This is a genomic window from Acinetobacter sp. 1207_04, from assembly GCF_052850415.1.
Window position 1 is genome coordinate 34,059 of record NZ_VXCQ01000006.1, and the last position, 21,491, is coordinate 55,549.

Genomic DNA, 21,491 nt, shown 5'->3' on the forward strand with positions numbered 1-21,491 from the left:
GTCTGTTTATTTTAATTAAAATGTGAGGCTATTTTCGGTAAGTTGCAAACTCAAAAGCAATAGCTGTTTTGTCATCAATATGCGACTCAGATGCAACTTTTTTAAATTCGGCTGGAATACTTGGATAAAAAACATCGCCATCAACATTTAAGTCTACATGGGTTAATTCTAAGCGATCGGCAAAGTGAATTGTTTGTTTAAAGATTTCACCACCACCAATAATAAAAATACTTTCAGGTTTTTCAGAGGCTAAAACATCGGGAATGGCTTGCTCTAAAGCATCTTCAATACTAGGTGCTGTTTTGACACTATCGAAAGTCCAATTTTGATCACGCGTAATGACCCAATTCACACGTTTAGGTAAGGCACGCCCCATTGACTCTAGGGTTTTGCGTCCCATAACGACAACGCCACCTTGTGTGATTTCTTTAAAGTGTTTGAGATCGGCAGAAATATGCCAAGGGAGATCATTATCTTTGCCAATACAATGTTGCTGATCCATTGCAACAACATGAACGATTTCAAAATTTTTAAAGGTCATATTTAGCTCGATTTTAATTCTAAATACCAACGGTGATCATTTGGTAGAAAGTCCCCCTTTTATAAAAGGGGGATTTAGAGGGATTATTTGATTTCGTAAATGAACAATCAAACCGCAACAGGGGCTTTAATACCTGGATGTGATTCATATCCGACAATTTCAATATCTTCAAATTTGAAATCGAAAATATCTTTAATTGCAGGATTTAGCTTTAACTGACAGAGTGACATCGGCTCACGAGTCAATTGTAATTTGGCTTGTTCAAAATGATTAACATATAAATGTGTATCACCACCTGTCCATACAAAATCACCAACGCCTAAGCCACATACTTGTGCAATCATGTGCGTTAAAAGGGCATAGCTTGCAATATTGAACGGTACACCTAGAAAAACATCGGCACTACGCTGATATAGCTGGCAAGATAATTTGTCATCTTGCACGAAAAATTGGAACAAGGTATGGCATGGCGGCAATGCAACTAGACCTGCTTCTTGTGGATTCCAACCTGACACAATTAGACGGCGTGAGTTAGGATTGGTCTTGATTTCATTGATCAGCCATTGAATTTGATCGAAACCATTGTCTTCATATAAGCCATTATCTTTCTTTTCTGCACCAAAGTTACGCCATTGGTGACCATACACAGGACCAAGCTCACCTTCAGGACGACCAAAACGTGCTGTTTGTTCTGCGGTAGACCATTCATCCCAAATACTGACTTTATTGTCTTTTAAATATTGGACATTGGTGTCGCCTTGAAGAAACCATAACAGCTCAATTACGATTGAGCGGAAATGTACTTTCTTTGTGGTCAATAACGGAAAACCTTGGCTTAAGTCAAAACGCATTTGATGACCAAATACAGAACGTGTTCCTGTGCCTGTACGGTCGCCTTTGTCGCCACCATTGTCAAGAATGTGTTGTAGAAGGTCTAAATACGCTTTCATAAATTTTCCAAATTAAAGATCACATACGACAAATTACGCCGTTTGTATACGATATTGTCATACTTCAGAATGACCTGTAAGTTTATACTAATTTGGAAAATTTTTTAAGCCACAGAACAAGAGTGACCATAATGAATATCGATTGGAATAGTACCTCTGCTCAACTACAAAGTTATAAAGATAAAATATTACAAACAGTTAAACCATCTATTGAAATGACATTAGCACCATCGCTCGATTTAACGTTATGGCAAAGTAAATTCGGTGGCTCACCTTATTTGCCAATGGGGCAAACTTATCCAAAAAGTGAAAGTGGTGATAATTTACAACTCCTAGCACAAATTAATTTCGCTGAACTACCTGAAAATACACAATATCCATCTACAGGCATACTGCAATTTTTTATTAATCCTTTTGATGATTTGTATGGTTTAGATTTTGATGATCAACAGAAGCAAGATGGTTTTCGTATTATTTTTCATGAAAAAATGACGCAAGATATCTCTCAATTGCAACAAGATTTTCCTATTTCAGAAATAGAAGACCTAGCAAGTCCAGTGGTAGGGCAATATGCGATTACGTTTACTACTTCTGAAAGTGTGATAGGAATGAATGATTTTCAATTTTCAGAAAAAATTGTCGATGTATATGAAACACTAGGTGATGATGAAGGTGAGGAGTTTGCAGAAGAATATGATGGATTTTATTCGAGTAATGGTCATCGTTTAGGGGGATACCCATTTTTTACGCAGTCTGATCCACGTGAATATACCGATGTCATTAAACCCTATATCTTGTTGTTGCAGGTTGATACTGACGATAGCGATTGTGTTGAAATTATGTGGGGTGATTCAGGTGTCGGTAACTTTTTTATTCATCCAGATGACTTGAAAAAAGGTGATTTTTCTAAGGTGCTTTATAACTGGGATTGTTATTAAATTTTGTTGATTACTTATTGTTAGTAAAGTATTTGTTTAGCGTTTGATATAGACCTTGAGCAATACATTTGAAAATTATCATGAGCAAGCTATTTTTCATAACATAGTGAGAAGCCGATGTTTAATACATCGGCTTTTTTGTGGGAAAAATTAAGAGCATGTACAACAAAGAGTTGCAATGGATCAATAGTTGATAAAACTAAATGTGACTAAGCTGACATTCTAGTTGGCTGATTCTTTAGAGATATTAATTTAGTGGATTGGCTATATTATTTAATGGTTAATTTTTAGGCAAACAATAATAATACAGACAATAAAGAAATTAAGCGCTTTCAAACAATTAAAAGTCAATAAATGAGATTTATTCACAATTACATATTTTTTTACAAGTTAAGTCGTCACTTTTTAAGGTTCAATGATTAGTATGCTTTGCTTATTAAATGTAAAAGTGAGTTTTTAATAGTATGGAACTCATATTTTTAAGAGATATTTAGAGGTTGATGCATGATTTATGATCACAATATGGATGTTAATGAATACGTAAACCCTACATTGCAAGTTCATATTAGGTCACAAGATTCAAAAAATGGTTTTGATCCAGATGCTTTTTTAAAGGCTCAAGCATTGGAAAATTTTAAAACCCGTAACCGCGATTTTAAAGTCACATCATTGATTGATATTGATAAATTTACTCAAAAGTTAGTCAGTATGTCTCGCAGTACGACAGCACATCAATGTGCAAAATATGTCCGTATTGCTTTACAGTCCGCAGGTGCAAGCTTTAGTAGTCATCCTATTGCTGCTTCAGATTGGGGTGCAACACTTATGCAGATTGGTTATAAGCGTATTGAACCGTCATTTGATCAGCCACAAGAAGGCGATATTTATATTATCAAGAGTACCAGTCGTCATCGTTACGGACACATTGCAGGCTTTACAGGTTCGCAATGGGTGTCAGATTTTAGACAGCGTAGCCATGATGTCTATCGTGATAGTAGTGTGACGTATCAATATTATCGTTTGTAAAATAAAATATTGTGTATAGCGATTTAACCATTTGAATCATGGCGTGGACTTCGGTTTTCATAAATAGAAACAAGAAATAAACCGAGTGCGCAAAAGCCAATACATTGTAGAGCAGTATAGAGCTGATTGATTGTAGGAAGCATGAAAATCAGGATTGCAAGTATGACGAGTGGAAAGATGGATATAAGCCATTGAAGTGCTTGAGCATAATTATTATTTTCCCCAAGCTTCTGCTTATATTGATATAAAATATGTGTCGCGATACCTAAGGCAAGACTGATGATTGCAAAAACAGTCGGTAGTTTTTGAATTTCAGTACAATAAAAAATGACGGCACATGTTGCAATACATACCATCAGTTTAATTTGTCGTGTACAACGATCTGAATACCATAAATTCAATAACATAATAGAGAATTATACCTTTTCTAAGTTAAGCTTATTTTTGCTGTTTAGCGTTTGTATCTGGCGTATTTTTATGCAACAAAGACAGTGGTGAAAATAGGCAAACAGCAAGTGCCATGATACTAATACCAAGTGCACCCGGAATCAGAATTTCACCATTATTCATATTCTTAAAAATGAGTGCTAACAGTAAGGCAATCGGTAGCCAAGTCAACAAACGATAAAAAATACTGCGAAGATTATTGGCAAAAAAATGCAGTTTACAGTAGCGACAAATCAGATAAATAACGCCCGTACCTGCAAACAATAATATGTCTTGTAATGCCATAGGTTGCATAATGTAGAGTCCTACCGCTGCTGCAGCAATTAAAATGAGCAAGACTAATTTTTTGGCAACTGAAGTTTTCGGATCGAACCAGAATTCAAGCATGAGATTTATAAATCTTGATATTTAAAGCGAAGTTGGTGGAAACTGTAGCATAAAAAAAGGTGAAGCTTTGCTTCACCTTGTAAATCGATTCTTAGAATACACATGAAATCGGTTTAGGTATTTTTGTGTGGACCCCAATCGAAAATCTTTTTCTGATAGGCATACCAAATCAGCCATAGACCAATCAAAATCATCGGTAACGATAACATCTGACCTTTGGTCATCCATCCTAAAAGGATGTAGCCCTGATCTGCATCGGGTTCACGGAAGAATTCCATAAAGAAGCGTGCACAACCATAGCCCATTAAAAAGATTGCAGAAACCGCATAACGAGGACGAGGTTTAGCACTGTAGAACCATAAAATAATAAATAGGAGTAAACCTTCACAGAGTGCTTGATAAATCTGTGAAGGATGACGAATAAGCTGTGAAGGATCTGTTGGGAAAATCATACCCAAAGCAAAGTTCGGATCAGACACTTGACGACCATAGAGTTCACCACCAATAAAGTTACCAATACGACCAAACATTAAACCTGTTGGGACACAAGGTGCAATAAAATCGAGGGTTTCAAACCAAGTTTTCTTATATTTGTGACACCACAAAAGCATTGCAATCATTACACCGAGGAATCCGCCGTGGAAGCTCATTCCCCCTGTCCATACTTTAAATAGCCAAATTGGGTCGGCTAAGAATTTGTGGAATTCATAAAAGAGCACATAACCAACCCGTCCACCGAGAACGACACCGAGTGCACCATAGAAAATGAGATCTGAAACCATTTCAGCATTCCAGTTGTCACGTTGTTTGGCACGATACGTTGCTAGTCCCCATGCACATAAAAAAGCGAGTAAATACATCAGCCCATACCAATGGACTTGTAAAGGACCCAGCGATATCGCAACGGGATCAATATTTGGGTAGGTCAGCATTCCTGCTCCTCAGGATTTCTGTTTTGCACAGATTTTAGCTGAAAGTTGCTGAAAATGTTGTACATTCAATGTGTAAAGTGAATGGAATAAATTTATGTGCATTGTGGCATTTGCGTGGCAAGTTTTAGATGGTCTACCACTGTGTCTAATCTCAAATCGGGATGAGTTCTATCACCGCCCATCTTCGAAACTACATGTTTGGTCAGACAGTCCTGTGATTGCAGGGCAAGATTTACAGTCGGGTGGAACATGGATGGGCATCACCAAGCAAGGGCGCTGGGCGATTATTACCAATTTTCGTGATGGTGCAGACCAGCATAGCTATGTAACGTCACGCGGTGAAGTGATTCAGTCATTTTTAGAGTCCGATTTAACCCCGATTCGTTTTGCACAACAACTTGAGTTGAAACAATGTGATTATGCAGGATTCAATCTATTTGTCGGTGATTTAGAACAAGCGGTGTATATGAGCAACCGTGGTGAAGCACCGCAAGTTTTAGCCAAAGGTGTTTATGTAGTGTCCAATGGTTTGATGTCTGAAAATTGGCAAAAAACGCAACATTTACGCAAACGCTTTACACAAGAGTTCTTACCAATGCTACAACTCAGTGAGACATACGTTTCAGAAAAGGATATTCAAACAACTGTGTGGGATATTTTAGAAGATGAGCGTAAGGTCATTACTGAGTTATTGCCTGAAACAGGTATTAGTTCGGAAATGGAGGCTCTACTTTCGTCAACCTTTATTCAAAGTCCGATTTACGGTACACGATGTTCTAATTTTGTCAGAATTGGGCATGAAAAAATTGATTGGATTGAGAAAACGCAGCAAGGTGAACATGCTGGAGAGTTAGTTTATTTTGAGCAAACATTACCTTCTCAATAAGAATGAAGTATTTGAATTATTCTATCGAAACGTAAAAAATGCCGATATGAAATCGGCATTTTTTATGAATCTAGATCATCATTTTATTGAACATAAAGCCAGTATTACGCTTTTTTCACAACCGATGGAGTTATAGGATCAGCGGTGATATAACCAACCGAAGCTGCAAAGCCATTGTTATAGTTCTGATTAATTAAAGGTGTTAGCTGATTTTTCACCACATTATGAATACTGCCCCAATCTCCCGCGTGTTGGAAGTTACTCATAATGTATGTCCAACCATTGATCGAATCGACAGCATGTAAACCTGTAGCTTCTGCACCTGCTGGCGTAGATAAAATACGGGTTAATGATTTGTCCTCAACATTGTATGCCCATAAGAAGTTATTGACATGATTTCCGCTATCTTCACCAATAAACAGCGTGCGGAATGTTTCGGAGAATTTTAGATTATCAGGGCTTGCGATTTTGTCAGGATTGGCTGTATTGCCCAAAGCATCTGCAGAAATATCTTCACCCATGATCAACATGTGGCTTTGGTATGGCACCCATTCACTGTTCATCAGCGCATTGGTATGATCAACGATACTGCCTTTAAGATCATGTGCAAGGACGCCACCTGCTTTAATTGCTTTTTTAAATTTCACATTGTGCGTTGCAACCCAACTCGAAGTATTCTCAATCATTGAGTCTTGAATGTTTGCCAAAGCAGAGTAGGCAACTTTATCTTTGATATTGACGGTTGTACCTTCCATTTTGGTAAATGCCATACTACCGCCTTTGAGCGCAGCATAACGATGTGTTTCAAGGAACGCAGCAGCGAGTTCAATCTCTTCTTTAGTGAAACCATTGTTGGCTTCTTTGAGTTTGACCCATAATTTTTTCTTGCTAAGTACAATTTGTGTATAGCCTGTTAGATCTTGAGGTGCTTCAGCCAAACTTTCCATGATATTTTCAGCTTTAATACCACGAACATTGACTAAATTTTCAATAGTTTGACTATCAGTATGACCCAATTTAATCCATTGAATGGCAGCCGTTGATGTCTCATTCAGTTCAGATGTGTATTTCGCCACATACAGTGTGCCAGCGGAAAGGTCTTTTTCTTTATCTGCAATGAACATGAAGAAGCCACCATTGGTGTAGTCATCGCCCATAATTGCAGTACGGTTATCTGGCATGACTTGAATCAATTCATGTGAAATTCGACCTAAACAGAAATGTTTTTTTGCTGTTGCAGAGCCTTTACCGTCAAGTATGATTTCAGGTAAATGACCATAGTTATAGACATTTGCGCTGTTTTCATTGCCGTATAAATTTTGACTATAAGCTTTAAGCATGCTGAGTGAAGTGCCAATTTGGTCAAATGCATCAGGCTCGTATTCTTCACTCGACAAATGCGTATTCCATGGCGATAAACTTGCGCCACAAGTAATCCATAAGCCATGAACTTTGGACATATCTACATTGGCATATTTTTTAAGCTCAAGATGACCTGTTTTTTGATCTTGATTGAGTGTAAGCACTGCAATAGGTGAAGGCAGTTTACCGTACATGTCTCCACCAGCAAGGTCTTTAGACGTGTATTCAAATTGAACAACGTGAAAAACAGGGTTAGTTACACCTGTCACTGTAGCCCCAGCGAGGTGAATGAGTGAAGAACCATCGGGACAGTCTGAGAAAAATTGGCGTTCCTTACCAGCAACAGATTTATCAATAATTGGTTGATTATGAATATCATAATAACTACCGGCAATAATTTTACCGCCAGCTAAATGATCAACTTCAACACCAGTATTGAAAAATGCCTTATAACCTAGTGTGTATTCAGTTTTTGTATTGTCATCCCAAGTGACAGCAAGGGTAGATGCAACAGTTGTAGTTGCCATTGCTGCTGCATTACTTAAAGACGGTGCGGGCATTGCGGTAAATTTGGCTGATTTTAGTTTTGCAGCATTGATAGGCGGTGTGACAACTGCACTGTCTTTACTATCGTTACAACCTGCAAGCGTTGTTGCTGTTGCCATTGCCCCGAGTGGTAAAAAAGGAATACCTGCAAACCATTTTAAAACATCGCGTCGGCTAGGTTGGTGAGAAGTATTTGTCATGATTCATCCATTTTATGGTTTATGTACTTTTTGCGTTTTCATGATTGTATGGAGTGTAAGTGACATATTTTTTACAGTTTTACGTCAGTTTAAAGACAAAAAAACCCACTAAATTTCAGTGGGCTTTTTTTCTAGCATTTTTCCGAGGAGTAACCCGACTTCGAACAGTAACCACATCGGGATTGCGAGCATAATCATTGAAATGGCATCGGGTGGTGTTGCAAACATCGCAACAAAAAAACATCCTACAATAATGAAGCGTCTTTTTTTGACTAAGCTTTCAGTACTAACTAAACCGATTAAAATCAGCACTAAGGTAATAATTGGAATTTCAAAAGTTAGTCCAAAAACAAGAAAGAGCTTTAAACAAAAATTGAGATAACTGTTGATGTCTGTCATTGGTGCAACAGATTCAGGTGAAACACTAATAAAAAAATGCAGGATTGCTGGCAGAGTGATGAAATAGGCAAATGCGATACCCAAATAAAACAATATAATACTGCCGAATAATAATGGAACGGCTAATGTTTTCTCTTTTTCATAGAGCGCAGGTCGTATAAATGACCAAATCTGATAGATGATAAAAGGCATGGCAAGCACCAATGCAACGAACAAATTGAGCTTAAAGGGCGCCATAAATGTAGCAGTTACATCAGTTGCAATCATGGATGATGTAATAGGAAGTTGTCGAGTCAATGGTTCAGATAACCATTGGTATGTGGTATTACGAAAGGGTAATAAGCAAAAAAACAAAGCGAGTGTAATGCCGACAATTTTAAATAAATACTGACGCAATACGATTAAATGTTGCATGAATGGCATTTGATCAAGCGATTCATTTTTTAGACTTGTCGATGGGAGTTGATTCATACGGCAATCTTTAATGGAGAAATAGGGGATTGCAATGGTTCAATATTTGGAATCAATGCTGTACGTGTTGTGTGAGCGTTAGATTTAAAAGGAATATGCAGAGAATGTGCATTGACCCATCTATACGTCAATGTTGGTATTTGTTGGTAAGGTATCGTTTCTAATCGGCTTTCTGATGTACTTTCTGTTGATGGTGTGATCACTGTTGTGGAATCAGATGGCTGTTTCAAAGCATTCAATTGTTGTTCTAGACGACGCTCAAGCTCAGTAATACGATTGATTTCATTCTGCATTTCTTCACGGAATTCGGAAAGGCGTAATTCTTGATCAATTTCTGTTTGAAGATTGCCAATAAAGCGTTTGAATTTCCCATACCATTTTGCGACAAATCGTGCTGCATCAGGCAATTTTTCAGGCCCTAAAACAAGCAAGGCAATAATTGCAAATACGAGTAACTCTGAAAAACCGACATCCAGCATGGCTTCAATACTCCGTGTTGGCAGATTTTAAACTTAGTGTTTGATCTGTGTGTTGGCTTCAGGTGATGTTGTTGCTTGATGTTCAAGTGTGCGAGGTTCAGTCAGTGCAGTTGTATTCGCTTCATCTTCTTTAATCGATTTTTTAAAATCTTTTACTGCACCACCCACATCTTTGCCGAGATTTTTAAGCTTAGATGTACCAAACAATAAAATCACAACAATTGCAAAAATCACTACATGCCAAATTGAGAGTCCAGCCATTTTTCTATCTCCTATTTATTTGCTCCTATCTGAACAGTTCGATATGACATCGCTGTGACATTTATATTGCAATTTGGCGACAGTGAAATGGTTTAAATGAAAAGATCATGGTGAAATAGTCGGGGCGTGTTAGCATAAATAAGATGATATTGTGGAAGTGTAACGTGGCACTGTTATTTCCAATTTTGGCTTTTATTTGTGGTTTATTTCTTGCGTCTGTCATGCAAGTCAACGACTTAAAGTCGAGCATGTCGATGCTCTTGGCTCGGTTATTTATTCCAATTGTGATTATTTACAATATGGTTTTTTATAAATCGGGAAGCATTGAGCTTATTCTTTTTTCTTTTTTTTCCTGCTTTATTCTGTTTTTTCTCTATCTACAATTATCCAAAGACCGCTTAGCTGCTTTGTGTTTTAGTTATACCAATATGGCGTGGCTCGGTTTTCCGATTGCAATCGCAATTTTTGGTGCAGAGCACAGTATGGTAATGATTCCACTGTATATCGGTGTGTCCATTTTTGGCAATTCATGGGCAGTAACATCTGTCAGTTCAGCAACACAATCCAAAGTATCGCTATTCAAAAAAATGTTGAGTTCGCCACCTATCATTGCATTGATTCTCGCAGGTTTTATTCGTTGTTTTGATGTGCAACAGTTTCAAAATCAAATTGTTGTTGAATGGATTTATACACTTGCTAAATGGTGTATGAGTTTTACAGGGATGTGCGTACTAGGTATGTGGTTACGTAAAACGAAAGTCTATTTAGGGGATATACTGATCAGTGCAAAATTGGCTGTATTGAAAATGTTATGTGGTTTAGTGCTTTGTACTTTGGCATATTTTTTCTTGCCTATTTCGCATATTGAAAGCTATATCGGGGTGATGTTTTTACTATTTTGTTTACCTCCAGCTGCCAATATTGTCGCTTTGGAAACACATTATCAAGGGACAGGTATATCTGCAAAATATATTGCTTCAGGAACAATCGTGAGTTGTGTGATATGTGTGATGTATGGGGTAGTGGTACATCTATTATAAATTTTTATAGCGTTAAAAGAAGAGCCTCTTTCCCTTTGGATGGGATTGAGGGCTATATAGGACTTTACCCTGACCCTCTCCTATAAGGAGAGGGAATTTACGAATAAGTTTATTTCAAACTTGCCTTAAACAACTGCATGGCTTGACCACGATGGCTAATTTTATTTTTTTCGTCTTTACTCATCTCTGCACTTGAAATGCCCAGTTCAGGTAACCAAAAGAGTGGGTCATAACCAAAACCATTTTCACCACGAGCCTCTTCTAATACTTCACCTTGCCAAATCCCTTGGAAAATTTGAGGAAGTGGATCATCTGCATGTTGTACAAGTGCGAGGACGCAGACAAACATACCCTCAATAACGTCACCATCTTTACGTAGTGGTTTTAAGTTCTCAAGTAGTTTTATATTATTTGCTGAATCATCGCCGTGTTCACCTGCATAACGTGCAGAGTAAATACCAGGTGCTCCACCTAAAATGGGTACGCAAATACCAGAGTCATCTGCAATAGCAGGTTTACCTGAAATTCGGCTTGCATGACGCGCTTTAATAATCGCATTTTCAATAAAGCTCAAACCATCTTCAATTGCATCTTCAATATTGAGTTTTCCTTGAGGAATCACTTCAACAGGTAAATCCAACTCAGTAAACATCTTTTCAAATTCAGCAATTTTACCTTTGTTATTGCTTGCAAGTACTAATGTTCCTTGGGATAACCAGTTTTGTGCTGCCATGATCAAACTCGAATTTTTAAAAAGTACTTTATCTTAGTGCATTTGTGCTCGAAGGGTCTATGACTCAGTTTTATTTTCTAGTTTAAGAAAATTCAAATTATTGGAAAGTGTGGTTTTTTTCACAAATTATTTATATTTATTTAACTGGTTTTGTTAGTGCAACTTTTTTTGTTATTGATCTAAAAATAGATTACACAAGCAATTTCAGGTTGTTAAAATCAAATTTAAGCCTAAGAAATTTATGGATAAATTATGCTCAGCATGGCACAGTCTTATGTGGTAGGGATCGCAGAATGTCTGTTAATTGAACTCGCATGTGATGAATGTGCTTCGGAAGAAGAAATTTGTTTAAAAACGGGTGCAATTGTTGAAATGATTCTAAGCGATGAAGAACGTTATTGTTTGATCCAAAAGTTAGAAGAACGAAATCAGAATTATGCGGATAATCAAAATTTTCAGATTATTATCGAAAATATAACTAAGAGTTAAATAACTACATTATCCTTATCAATTAAATAAAGCACCTGAAGGTGCTTTATTTTTTTAAGCTCTATGATCTAAACGACAGAGATTTCATATCCAGTTTTTTTGGGATCAACTAAAATTTTGGCATGTAGCTCGGGATCACGAAGTGCAGAAAATGCATGTGTAACGCCCTCTAAGCCAACAATGCCTGTAATGAGTGGCGAACAATCAATTTTACCTTCTGCAATCATATGTAATGAATCTCGGAATTCTAATGGGGTATAACCCAAGACAAACTGCATTTCGATTTCTTTATTGATTGCAAGAGCAGGCTCAATACGATCGCTTTGCATGCAGACGCCAACGACAACAATTTTTGAAAATAATGGTGCACCATCAATAATATGTTGCAAGATACCTGGAACACCGACACATTCAAAAATAACAGGTCGTTTCGGTAAAGCGCCGAGTTTATCCGCGACACGCCATGCATGCCACCAAGGTACACCTGTCGCTTGAATTTTATTAAAAATACCTAAACCATAATTGAGTGCTTCAGCTGCATTTCCCAATAATCCAAGTTCTTTCCAATTTTCAAATGGTGAATTATTTGCAGGATTAATCAGAATATCTGCACCACATTGTTGAGCTAATCTTCTTCGATTTTCAGAGAAATCACTCGCAATAATTTTTTTTACCCCCGCAGCTTTGAGCATGAGGATAATACCTAAGCCAACAGGACCGCAGCCAATCACAATGGCAGGTTCATTGGTTTTTATACGACTGCGTCGAACAGCATGTAGTGCGACAGCCATAGGTTCAGTCATAGTGGCGTTGTCAGCATCTAAGCCATTGGGGACTTCAAACATTAGGCTAGATTGAACTAAAACTTGTTCTGCATACCCCCCTGATGCATTGGGTGAAAGCCCTGTAGACTGATACCCTAAATGATCAATATGTAAAAGTGGCATGGCGCAGACGAGCGAATCAATTTTAAATTTTCGGCGAGTTTTTGGACCATAATCAACAATTTTTCCGCAGAACTCATGACCCATAACAAATTTATCAGTATTTTTAGCGATGCCTTGGAATCCCACTTGAGTCGCTAAATTATGCATATGGTCGCAGTTGTGTTGCATATGTAAATCACTACCACACACTCCACAGCGAATTACATCCAGTAAAACTTGCCCTTTTAAGGGAACAAGCTCTGTGATGTTTTCAATGCTCAATTCCGCGTTATGACATACAACAGCTTTCATATCCTTATCCTTTATTTTTATGTCAGTATTTTTAGAATGGCAGTTATTTTTAAATAAAAATATGACCCAAGTAGAGTAAATAGTCTTTTAAAAGATAAAAGTGTTGTTGTGTTCAATGTAGAAAAATAATTTTAATGGCATGACTTAAAATCCGTCTCGAATGATGATTTTAATCAAAAGTTTATTTTAATAAGGCAATAAAAAAGCACCTTTCGGTGCTTTTTTAGGACTGGATAGAAGTGTGAATGCCCTGTAAAGGTTCAGCTTATTGTGCCTGAATCCATTTATCTGCACGATCACGTGCAGTACGCATTTGTTCAGGTGTCAAGTTTGCTGCCAAAGCAGTTTTCTTGGTTTCAGACATGTTAATGACTTTATTATCAAGCATGCCATCACGTGTTGAAAGCTCATACCATTGGTATGCACCCATGTAATTTTTCTTTTGCTCTTCCATCATCGCAAGGTTGAAGCTTGCACGGTTATCACCATGACTTGCTGCTTTTTCAAGATATTGACGACCTTGCGCTTCATTTTTAGAAACACCATCACCATCAATATACATACGACCCACATTTAGCTGTGCTGCCGTAATACCTTGATCAGCGGCAGACTTAAACAAGCTAAAAGCTTGCTTACTGTCTTTGGCAACGCCATTGCCTGTTTGATGACGAACAGCTAAAAAAAACTGCGCAGCAGGTTGCCCAGCTTTTGCGGCTTTTTGTAGGTCAACCACATTCATATGAGAATATTGTGCTGCCATTGCTGATGTTGATTTTTGTGGCGGAATATAGTCCGCATGGGCTTGAAAACTAAGCAGCCCAAAAAATAATGTACTGCCTACTAAAAGCTTCTTCATAGAGCGCTCACTCGATAGATTGCGACTTCGCCAAACAAATTCGGGAGATGTTTACTGAGTAAACTCCCTTGTTGGTTCCCATTTACAGCGAGTCGGTTAATAATATTTATATGATTTTCTGCACAGAGTGCTTCAAAGTCACGGAAGGTGCATAAGTGGATATTTGGTGTATTGTACCACATATACGGTAATGCTTCAGAAACAGGCATTTTCCCTTTCAAGGCAAGGAAAGAACGAGTCTTCCAATACGCAAAGTTCGGAAAGGTAATAATGGCTTGTTTCCCCACTCGCACCATGTCACGCAAAAGCACATCAGGTGCATCTACAGCTTGCAAAGCCTGTGCCATAACCACGTAATCAAACGATTGGTCAGCAAAACGACCTAAACCTAAATTTAGATCTTGTTGGATAATATTTAACCCTCGACTGACCGCAATTGCAATCTTTTCCTGATCAATTTCGAGTCCGTATGCCTGAATTTGATGTTTTTTGCTCATTTGTGACAGTAATTCGCCATCACCACAACCTAAATCGAGCACACTTGAGCCGGGTTTAATCCATTTTTCGGAGAGTTGTTGATCAATACGCATTACACTGTCTCCTGAGGTGTTGCTTCTAAGTGTTTCTGTCCACCCAAGAAGGCACGAAGTGTTTTGACATAGAGTGGGATGGGGAATAAGAAGGAATCATGTCCTTGTTCTGCATCTACATCTAAATAACTCACAGGTTTATGACTAGTAATGAGTGCATCAACAATTTCTTGTGAACGTTGTGGAGTAAAGCGCCAATCGGTTGTGAATGACACCACCAAAAAACGACATTTTGTATTCGACATGGCTTTTGTTAATGACAGTTCATATTCACGGGCTGGATCGAAATAATCCAAGGCTTTGGTCATAATTAAATAAGTATTGGCATCAAAGTTACGGCTGAACTGCTCACCTTGATAACGCAAATAGCTTTCGACTTGGAATTCCACATCAAAACCATACATAAATTTGCCTGATTTTAAATCACGACCAAATTTTTGTTTCATGGCTTCTTCAGATAAGTAGGTAATGTGACCAACCATACGTGCCAAAATTAATCCACGTTTCGGGTAACTATCTTGTTCTAAATAACGTCCGTTGTGAAAATCAGGATCAGACAAAATTGACTGACGAGCGACCTCGTTAAAGGCAATATTTTGTGCAGAAAGTTTTGGTGCAGAAGCAATAATCACACAGTTTTTTAAGCGGTCAGGATAATCCACAGACCATTGTAATGCTTGCATGCCCCCCAATGAACCGCCAATCACTGAATACCAAACATCAATACCTAAACGGTCTGATAGCATGGCTTGAGTTTTGACCCAATCACGCACGGTGACGAGTGGAAAATCGGGACCATAAGGTCGATTGTCATTTTCAGGATTTGGAGAAGTTGGCCCTGTAGAGCCGCTACATCCACCAATATTATTTAGTGCTACGACAAAAAACTCAGATGTATCAATGGCTTTTCCTGGTCCAATACAAGCATCCCACCAACCTGGTTTTTTATCATCTTCATGATGATAACCTGCGGCATGGTGATGCCCTGAAAGAGCATGACAGATCAAAATTGCATTGGATTTATCCGCATTGAGCTCGCCATAGGTTTCTACCATAATTTCAAAACGTGGCAGAACTCTGCCACATTCGAGTGCCAACGGCGCTTCAAATTGGAATTTTTGCGGGGTAACAATACCCACAGAATCTGCTGGAAAAGACACGGAGATAATTCGCCTTAAATGTATTGGAGGTCATGGACTTATTTGCCCTAAATGCAAAGAAAGGATACCACTTGGGGCATCCTTTCTAAAGTCATTTAACTGATATTACTTATATAGATCCTGCTTATACCGCAGCAGCCACTTGATCTTTTTTAAGTAATCCTTGATCAATTAAACGATTGGTTGCAGCAATAATCGCATCAATAGATGAGGTGACAATATTGTCATGTACACCCGCGCCAAATGCAGATTTACCTGCACCTTGAACTTGAAGCTCAATCAATGCCAAGGCTTTTGCATTTGCACCTGAACTGATACTTCGTTCTTCATAGTTCACCACATCAATTGGCAATTGAAGAGCATTTAAAATAGCAGAGATTGGACCATTACCTTCACCACGTAAATGTTGAATTTCACCATTCACAACTACATCAAGTTCAATGACCTGACTGCCATTTTCATCTGACAATTTATAGTTTTTCGTTGAATAATGTGCATCTTTGGCTGCAACATAAGTATTTGTGAACAAGTCCCATATTTGTTTTGCAGTGACTTCGACACCTTCATCATCTGCAACTTGCTGAACCACTTGAGAGAATTCAACTTGTAAGCGACGTGGTAATACTACGTTGTAGTTCGCTTCTAACAAATAAGCGATACCACCTTTACCTGATTGTGAGTTGACACGAATGACTGCATCATAATCACGGCCTAAATCACGTGGGTCGATTGGTAAGTAAGGCATATCCCAAATTTCTTCATTTTTTTGGAACTCAAAACCTTTCTTAATCGCATCTTGGTGCGAACCTGAGAATGCGGTAAAGACCAAGTCACCCGCATACGGATGACGAGGGTGTACAGGCAAACCTGTGCATTCTTCAACAGTGGCAATGATTTCGTTAATGTTTGAGAAGTCTAATTCAGGAGCAACGCCTTGGGTATACATGTTCAAGGCAATAGCCGCAACGTCTACATTACCAGTACGTTCGCCATTTCCAAACACACAACCTTCTACACGGTCAGCACCGGCCATGATTGCTAATTCAGACGCTGCGATACCGCAACCACGGTCATTATGGCAATGTACAGAAATGATCACACCATCACGGCGTTGTAAATTACGGTGCATCCACTCAATTTGGTCTGCATATACATGAGGACCTGAAACTTCAACGGTAGCAGGTAAGTTCAAAATCACTTTATTGTCCGCTGATGCTTCCCAAATTTCAGTCACAGCATCACAAACATCTTTAGCCACTTCTAGTTCTGTTGCAGAAAAACATTCAGGGCTATATTGGAAAATAAAATCTGTTTCGGGCTGCTTCGCTGCATACTCTTTGACTTTAGTTGCTGCATTGATTGCTAATTGTTTCGCGCCATTAGCATCAACATTCAATACTTTCTTACGGAAAGTTGGAGAGTTTGAGTTGTAGATATGCACAATGGCACGTTTTGCACCTTGTAAAGATTCAAAAGTACGTGCAATCAAGTGATCACGTGCTTGAACTAAAACTTCAATATATACGTCTTCAGGAATATGATTTTCTTCAATTAATTTACGCGTGAAGTCGAAGTCCACTTGTGATGCAGAAGGAAAACCAATTTCAATATGTTTAAAACCAATTTTTACCAACATTTGGAACATTTTAAATTTTTGTTCGATGTTCATTGGCTCAAAAATCGCTTGGTTACCATCACGAAGGTCGGTACTCATCCAAATTGGCGCTTTATTAATTTCATTGTTTGGCCATTGACGGTCAGGCAAGTCCACACGTTGATACATGCGACGGTATTTTTTACTTGGATCAGCCAACATCATGAGGAACTCCTTGTGCAGTTTTGGTTGCTCGCTTTTGGGATAATAAAGGCAACGCACTACAAATATAGATTGTGTCTATTCTATCGATTTACAAGTACTTTTTCTGAACATATCGCCTAAAGTGGCATAATATTTTCAGTCTGATGACCGCACAATCGTTCGTTCAACAGTCTTGTAAGTGGGTATCTGTTATTTTTTATTCTAGGATAGTTTTCTCGAAAATAATTTCCTTAATTGCATGGATGTTTTTAAATTTCGGGAAAATATTCTGAATAATTTATAATTTTAAGAAAAATAATTCATATTTATAAGTTTTGTGTATTTGATTTTCGAAAAAATCAGTTTATTACCGATTTATTTAGATATGATTTTTAGATTTGAACAGCAGTAAATAGATGAAAAGAGCTTCATCTATTTTACGCTAGTATATTCGTTTTAAAATTTCACAATCAATGATCAAAATGGGACGTTTTATCTTTCTCTATTTTGATGTTTTAGATTTAAAGCTCAGCCCACTTCCGCATTAAATTATGATACATGCTCGTTAACTTAATCACTTCTTGATGGGTATCACCTAACTGCATACGTAATTTTTGAATAGTTTGATCTAAGTCAAAAAGCATATGGCGTTCGGCATCATCTCGAATCATACTTTGTACCCAAAAAAATGAAGCAACGCGACAACCAGAAGTAATTGCGGTGACTTCATGTAAGCTGGTAGAAGGGTAGAGAATCATATCGCCTGCAGGTAATTTGACTTCGTGATAGCCATAAGTATCTTCAATTACCAACTCTCCGCCTTCGTATTCATCCGGTTCACTAAGAAAAACAGTACAAGATAAATCAGTTCTTAGGCGTTCTTTTGTTCCCCGAATTCGACGAATTGAGTTGTCAACATGAAAACCAAAACTTTCGTTATTTTCATAACGATTGAATAGGGGAGGAATAATATCAAGCGGAATTGCAGCAGACAGAAATAAAGGATGTTCACCCAAAGATTCTAAAATAATGTTACTTAAATGATGCGTCAGTGGGTGATCTTCAGAAAGTTGTTGATTCTGTTTAACTGTCGCAGAGAGTGTTCCCGCTGTGACTTTCCCATTGACCCATTCGATTTTGTCCATTTCTGTTCGGAAGTATTGAACTTGTTCTTTGCTGAGTACCGTTGGAATATGGTGAATCATGACAACCTCGCTGAATAATGAGCGGAATAAAAATAGCCCCTGTAGACAGAGGCTATTTTACATTAAAACCTATAATGTATTTTAAAGGCATAAAATAATTATGGGTTTATTTAAACTTAGTACTTAAAGTTTACAGAAAGTACTGCACTGCGACCTTCAGCCTCTGTTGCATAGTGTGATGCATAAGCTTTAGTGAAATAGCGTTTGTCAGAAAGGTTGTTTACATTTAACTGTAAATCAACATTTTTGTTTACGTTATAACGAGCCATTGCATCGTAACGTGCATAACCAGGTGCATATTTGGTATTTGCCGCATCGCCATAGACTTTATCCATGCCCAATACGCCAGCACCAACAGTTAACTGTGGGAGTACTTGGTAGGTTGTCCAAAGTGTTGCAGAGTTTTTTGCCACGTTTTGTACTTGATTACCATTATTCGGGCTTGGTTGGTAATTTGGTGCTGTCGCTGAGCCAGTATTTACAAATCCAGCATCAACAATTTCACTGTCTAAATATGTATAGCCAGCTGATACTGCCCATTTTTCAGTAATATTCCCGTTAATGCCAAGTTCAAAGCCATCAACTTTTGTTTCACCAATATTTTGTGTGTTGCCAGAGCTATCAGTTGCACGAGTATTTTCTTTTTCTGTACGGAAAATTGCAGCTGTTAGGTTTAACTTTTTCTCAAGTAGATCCCATTTAGTCCCAATTTCATAAGTTTTAACTTCTTCAGGATCTAAATTGTTAAGTGTTGCACTGATTGCTTCAGAGCCATCACCTAAGTCAACCCCAACAGGGTTTGCAGATGTTGCATAGCTCGCATAAATAGAACCATTTTCTACTGGTTTAAATGTGATACCAGCTTGGTAGTTAAAAAAGTCTTGATCATTTGAAACTTTTACGCCAGTCGCATTGGTTTCCATTTCAGTTTCAAACTTGTCCCAACGAACGCCTAAGTCCAATAACCATTTAGGTGTTATTTCGATGTTATCTAAAATGTATACAGATGTGTTTTCAGACGTTGTCGTCGTCGTTGCTTTTAATGCCGAAATACTTCCTAACCAAGGATCTTTTGAATTTGGATTGAAAGCTGAAGTACACCAATATTCACTGCTTATAGCAGTTTGACCTTTACAACCACCAGATGCCCCTACACCACCTCCAGTTTGACCTTTTGAGTTGGTAACATTGTAGCTTCCTTTATCAGAGTCAGTTTTACTGTATTCTGCACCAGTGTTAAAACTATGTTTGAATGCACCTGTATTAAACTTACCAGTCAACGCCAATTGATCTGTAAATGTATCTGTATCACTAATACGAGAATTTACACGACGCCATACTTGGTCTGTTACAAGATTCTTTTTAGAATCGTCTGGTTGAGTCCAAACATAATCATTTTTAGAATTGTTATAAACAGCTGTGTTCGTAATTGTTAAAGAATCTGTAATATCATGTTCAAGTTTAATCGTACCACTTTGGTTTTCTTGTTTTTGGAAATCACGGTCTAACCAACCATAGTAAATACCTTGTTTAGCATCTAAAGGTTTACCTGTTGCTGTTTTAGCTGAAGCATCCCAATAAGGTACACCTGAATCTGGTGTATCGTCAGATTTTAAATAGTAATAACCTAAAGTTGCACGTGTTGGTGTATCTAGACCAAATGTAATGCTTGGTGCAATACCAGCACGTTTGTACTCAGCACCGTCAGATTGACCCGCTTTTTCATTGTGATGACCCATTACAGCTACACGAGCAGCAATACCATTACCAAAATCTTTATTGCCATCTAAAGTAATACGTTGATAATTGTCTGTACCTGAACCTACAGAACCTTCTAAAGAGTCACCTTTTTTAGCAACTTTAGAAATCATGTTGATACTACCGCCTGATGTTCCAGCACCGCCAAGGGCAGAGGCAGAACCTTTGGTAACTTCAACTTGTTCAATAGCAAACATTTCACGGTTTTGAGAAGTTGCATTGCGTACGCCATCGACATACATTGAACTTTCAGAGTTATAACCACGAATAAATGGACGGTCGCCATTTGGGTTGCCACCTTCACCAGCACCTAAAGTAATACCTGGTACAGTACGAAGTGCATCACTAAGTGTAGTGACTTGTGTATCTTCTAAAAGCTGTTTAGAAATTACTGATACAGATTTTGGTGTGTCGAGTAAAGGTGCTACAAATTTTGAATTTGCAGATTTTTCTACTTTAAAGCTGTCCTGTGCTGCTGCTTGAACTTCAATTGTTGGCAGTTTTTTTTGGCTATCTTCCTGAGCCATTGCTGTTGACGCCATCACTGAAAGTGATGATGCGATTGCAGTGGTGATAATTTTTTTACGCGATTTGATAAATGACATTGAGTAACTCACAAAGAGTAGTGCAAATTTGTATGCGAATAATAATGATTCTTATTTTATATTGCATCTTTTTAGAATTGGAATTGTCGATTCTCAAATAGTAAGAAAAAGGAAAAATTAATGAAATAATGTAACATAATGTTTTAAGTTAATGATTATTTGTAATTAAATAAAAACCCTAACAAAGTAGGGTT

The 21,491-nt window shown here is 37.9% G+C and carries 22 protein-coding genes; 5 read left to right on the forward strand and 17 right to left on the reverse strand.

The window, feature by feature from the left end; translation table 11 throughout:
• Positions 1 to 28: 28 nt before the first annotated feature.
• Positions 29 to 541 (reverse strand): dihydrofolate reductase, encoded by a 513-nt coding sequence (locus FW754_RS06795; protein WP_409510249.1) that lies wholly within the window; start codon positions 539 to 541, stop codon positions 29 to 31.
• Between the two features lie 107 nt (positions 542 to 648).
• A complete protein-coding gene (gene thyA, locus FW754_RS06800; RefSeq protein WP_446324188.1) occupies positions 649 to 1,491 on the reverse strand; it encodes a thymidylate synthase in 843 nt (280 codons plus the stop codon).
• Positions 1,492 to 1,622: 131 nt separating this feature from the next.
• Between thyA and FW754_RS06805 the strand changes: the two genes are divergently transcribed.
• Positions 1,623 to 2,429 (forward strand): YwqG family protein, encoded by an 807-nt coding sequence (locus FW754_RS06805; protein WP_446324189.1) that lies wholly within the window; start codon positions 1,623 to 1,625, stop codon positions 2,427 to 2,429.
• Between the two features lie 504 nt (positions 2,430 to 2,933).
• Positions 2,934 to 3,455 carry a CHAP domain-containing protein gene (locus FW754_RS06810; RefSeq protein WP_409510252.1) on the forward strand — a complete coding sequence of 174 codons (522 nt, stop codon included), beginning with the start codon at positions 2,934 to 2,936 and terminating at the stop codon, positions 3,453 to 3,455.
• Positions 3,456 to 3,478: 23 nt separating this feature from the next.
• Here the strand turns inward: FW754_RS06810 and FW754_RS06815 are convergent, their stop codons facing one another.
• The 3 genes from FW754_RS06815 to lgt form a co-directional block, all read right to left on the reverse strand.
• A complete protein-coding gene (locus FW754_RS06815) occupies positions 3,479 to 3,862 on the reverse strand; it encodes a hypothetical protein (RefSeq protein ID WP_446324190.1) in 384 nt (127 codons plus the stop codon).
• A 31-nt stretch (positions 3,863 to 3,893) separates the two neighbouring features.
• Complete coding sequence (locus tag FW754_RS06820; RefSeq protein ID WP_446324191.1) at positions 3,894 to 4,289, reverse strand: hypothetical protein; 396 nt, start codon at positions 4,287 to 4,289, stop codon at positions 3,894 to 3,896.
• A gap of 113 nt (positions 4,290 to 4,402) precedes the next feature.
• Complete coding sequence (gene lgt / locus FW754_RS06825) at positions 4,403 to 5,221, reverse strand: prolipoprotein diacylglyceryl transferase (protein ID WP_409510255.1); 819 nt, start codon at positions 5,219 to 5,221, stop codon at positions 4,403 to 4,405.
• Between the two features lie 94 nt (positions 5,222 to 5,315).
• Between lgt and FW754_RS06830 the strand changes: the two genes are divergently transcribed.
• The gene (locus tag FW754_RS06830; protein WP_446324192.1) at positions 5,316 to 6,107 is read left to right on the forward strand and encodes an NRDE family protein; all 792 of its coding nucleotides are present in this window, start codon (positions 5,316 to 5,318) and stop codon (positions 6,105 to 6,107) included.
• 104 nt (positions 6,108 to 6,211) lie between these two features.
• Here the strand turns inward: FW754_RS06830 and FW754_RS06835 are convergent, their stop codons facing one another.
• The 4 genes from FW754_RS06835 to FW754_RS06850 form a co-directional block, all read right to left on the reverse strand.
• Positions 6,212 to 8,215, reverse strand: coding sequence for a PhoX family protein (locus FW754_RS06835; RefSeq protein WP_446324193.1), 2,004 nt, complete (start codon positions 8,213 to 8,215; stop codon positions 6,212 to 6,214).
• 108 nt (positions 8,216 to 8,323) lie between these two features.
• On the reverse strand, positions 8,324 to 9,085 hold the full coding sequence (gene tatC, locus FW754_RS06840) for a twin-arginine translocase subunit TatC (protein WP_419346116.1): 762 nt from the start codon (positions 9,083 to 9,085) through the stop codon (positions 8,324 to 8,326).
• On the reverse strand, positions 9,082 to 9,564 hold the full coding sequence (gene tatB / locus FW754_RS06845) for a Sec-independent protein translocase protein TatB (protein WP_409510259.1): 483 nt from the start codon (positions 9,562 to 9,564) through the stop codon (positions 9,082 to 9,084). Before tatB ends, tatC begins: the two co-directional genes overlap by 4 nt.
• 33 nt (positions 9,565 to 9,597) lie before the next feature.
• Positions 9,598 to 9,825, reverse strand: coding sequence for a Sec-independent protein translocase subunit TatA (locus FW754_RS06850; RefSeq protein WP_409510260.1), 228 nt, complete (start codon positions 9,823 to 9,825; stop codon positions 9,598 to 9,600).
• A 164-nt stretch (positions 9,826 to 9,989) separates the two neighbouring features.
• Here FW754_RS06850 and FW754_RS06855 point away from each other — a divergent pair, with 164 nt between their 5' ends.
• Positions 9,990 to 10,865, forward strand: coding sequence for a permease (locus FW754_RS06855; protein WP_446324194.1), 876 nt, complete (start codon positions 9,990 to 9,992; stop codon positions 10,863 to 10,865).
• A gap of 109 nt (positions 10,866 to 10,974) precedes the next feature.
• Here FW754_RS06855 and rdgB read toward each other — a convergent pair whose 3' ends face one another.
• Positions 10,975 to 11,598, reverse strand: coding sequence for an RdgB/HAM1 family non-canonical purine NTP pyrophosphatase (gene rdgB, locus FW754_RS06860; protein WP_409510262.1), 624 nt, complete (start codon positions 11,596 to 11,598; stop codon positions 10,975 to 10,977).
• Positions 11,599 to 11,850: 252 nt separating this feature from the next.
• Between rdgB and FW754_RS06865 the strand changes: the two genes are divergently transcribed.
• Entirely contained in the window at positions 11,851 to 12,087 is a 237-nt protein-coding gene (locus FW754_RS06865; protein WP_409510263.1) for a hypothetical protein, read from the forward strand.
• A 68-nt stretch (positions 12,088 to 12,155) separates the two neighbouring features.
• Here FW754_RS06865 and FW754_RS06870 read toward each other — a convergent pair whose 3' ends face one another.
• From FW754_RS06870 to FW754_RS06900, 7 genes are all read right to left on the reverse strand, one after another.
• Entirely contained in the window at positions 12,156 to 13,325 is a 1,170-nt protein-coding gene (locus tag FW754_RS06870; RefSeq protein ID WP_419346113.1) for a zinc-binding dehydrogenase, read from the reverse strand.
• Between the two features lie 265 nt (positions 13,326 to 13,590).
• The gene (locus tag FW754_RS06875) at positions 13,591 to 14,181 is read right to left on the reverse strand and encodes a tetratricopeptide repeat protein (RefSeq protein ID WP_409510264.1); all 591 of its coding nucleotides are present in this window, start codon (positions 14,179 to 14,181) and stop codon (positions 13,591 to 13,593) included.
• Positions 14,178 to 14,771 (reverse strand): methionine biosynthesis protein MetW, encoded by a 594-nt coding sequence (gene metW / locus FW754_RS06880; RefSeq protein ID WP_409510265.1) that lies wholly within the window; start codon positions 14,769 to 14,771, stop codon positions 14,178 to 14,180. Before metW ends, FW754_RS06875 begins: the two co-directional genes overlap by 4 nt.
• On the reverse strand, positions 14,771 to 15,931 hold the full coding sequence (gene metX / locus FW754_RS06885) for a homoserine O-succinyltransferase MetX (RefSeq protein ID WP_409510266.1): 1,161 nt from the start codon (positions 15,929 to 15,931) through the stop codon (positions 14,771 to 14,773). Before metX ends, metW begins: the two co-directional genes overlap by 1 nt.
• Positions 15,932 to 16,055: 124 nt before the next feature.
• Positions 16,056 to 17,750, reverse strand: a complete 1,695-nt coding sequence (leuA, locus tag FW754_RS06890; protein WP_419346112.1) for a 2-isopropylmalate synthase — start codon at positions 17,748 to 17,750, stop codon at positions 16,056 to 16,058.
• 500 nt (positions 17,751 to 18,250) lie between these two features.
• Positions 18,251 to 18,934 carry a Fe2+-dependent dioxygenase gene (locus FW754_RS06895; protein ID WP_409510268.1) on the reverse strand — a complete coding sequence of 228 codons (684 nt, stop codon included), beginning with the start codon at positions 18,932 to 18,934 and terminating at the stop codon, positions 18,251 to 18,253.
• A gap of 116 nt (positions 18,935 to 19,050) precedes the next feature.
• Positions 19,051 to 21,297, reverse strand: coding sequence for a TonB-dependent receptor (locus tag FW754_RS06900; RefSeq protein ID WP_446324195.1), 2,247 nt, complete (start codon positions 21,295 to 21,297; stop codon positions 19,051 to 19,053).
• Between the last annotated feature and the right edge of the window lie 194 nt (positions 21,298 to 21,491).

Coding starts and splice junctions, on each gene's coding strand:
- FW754_RS06795 (WP_409510249.1), bottom strand. CDS start 541: ATGACCTTTAAAAATTTTGAAATCGTTCATGTTGTTGCAATGGATCAG.
- thyA (WP_446324188.1), bottom strand. CDS start 1,491: ATGAAAGCGTATTTAGACCTTCTACAACACATTCTTGACAATGGTGGC.
- FW754_RS06805 (WP_446324189.1), top strand. CDS start 1,623: ATGAATATCGATTGGAATAGTACCTCTGCTCAACTACAAAGTTATAAA.
- FW754_RS06810 (WP_409510252.1), top strand. CDS start 2,934: ATGATTTATGATCACAATATGGATGTTAATGAATACGTAAACCCTACA.
- FW754_RS06815 (WP_446324190.1), bottom strand. CDS start 3,862: ATGTTATTGAATTTATGGTATTCAGATCGTTGTACACGACAAATTAAA.
- FW754_RS06820 (WP_446324191.1), bottom strand. CDS start 4,289: ATGCTTGAATTCTGGTTCGATCCGAAAACTTCAGTTGCCAAAAAATTA.
- lgt (WP_409510255.1), bottom strand. CDS start 5,221: ATGCTGACCTACCCAAATATTGATCCCGTTGCGATATCGCTGGGTCCT.
- FW754_RS06830 (WP_446324192.1), top strand. CDS start 5,316: ATGTGCATTGTGGCATTTGCGTGGCAAGTTTTAGATGGTCTACCACTG.
- FW754_RS06835 (WP_446324193.1), bottom strand. CDS start 8,215: ATGACAAATACTTCTCACCAACCTAGCCGACGCGATGTTTTAAAATGG.
- tatC (WP_419346116.1), bottom strand. CDS start 9,085: ATGAATCAACTCCCATCGACAAGTCTAAAAAATGAATCGCTTGATCAA.
- tatB (WP_409510259.1), bottom strand. CDS start 9,564: ATGCTGGATGTCGGTTTTTCAGAGTTACTCGTATTTGCAATTATTGCC.
- FW754_RS06850 (WP_409510260.1), bottom strand. CDS start 9,825: ATGGCTGGACTCTCAATTTGGCATGTAGTGATTTTTGCAATTGTTGTG.
- rdgB (WP_409510262.1), bottom strand. CDS start 11,598: ATGGCAGCACAAAACTGGTTATCCCAAGGAACATTAGTACTTGCAAGC.
- FW754_RS06865 (WP_409510263.1), top strand. CDS start 11,851: ATGCTCAGCATGGCACAGTCTTATGTGGTAGGGATCGCAGAATGTCTG.
- FW754_RS06870 (WP_419346113.1), bottom strand. CDS start 13,325: ATGAAAGCTGTTGTATGTCATAACGCGGAATTGAGCATTGAAAACATC.
- FW754_RS06875 (WP_409510264.1), bottom strand. CDS start 14,181: ATGAAGAAGCTTTTAGTAGGCAGTACATTATTTTTTGGGCTGCTTAGT.
- metW (WP_409510265.1), bottom strand. CDS start 14,771: ATGCGTATTGATCAACAACTCTCCGAAAAATGGATTAAACCCGGCTCA.
- leuA (WP_419346112.1), bottom strand. CDS start 17,750: ATGATGTTGGCTGATCCAAGTAAAAAATACCGTCGCATGTATCAACGT.
- FW754_RS06895 (WP_409510268.1), bottom strand. CDS start 18,934: ATGATTCACCATATTCCAACGGTACTCAGCAAAGAACAAGTTCAATAC.
- FW754_RS06900 (WP_446324195.1), bottom strand. CDS start 21,297: ATGTCATTTATCAAATCGCGTAAAAAAATTATCACCACTGCAATCGCA.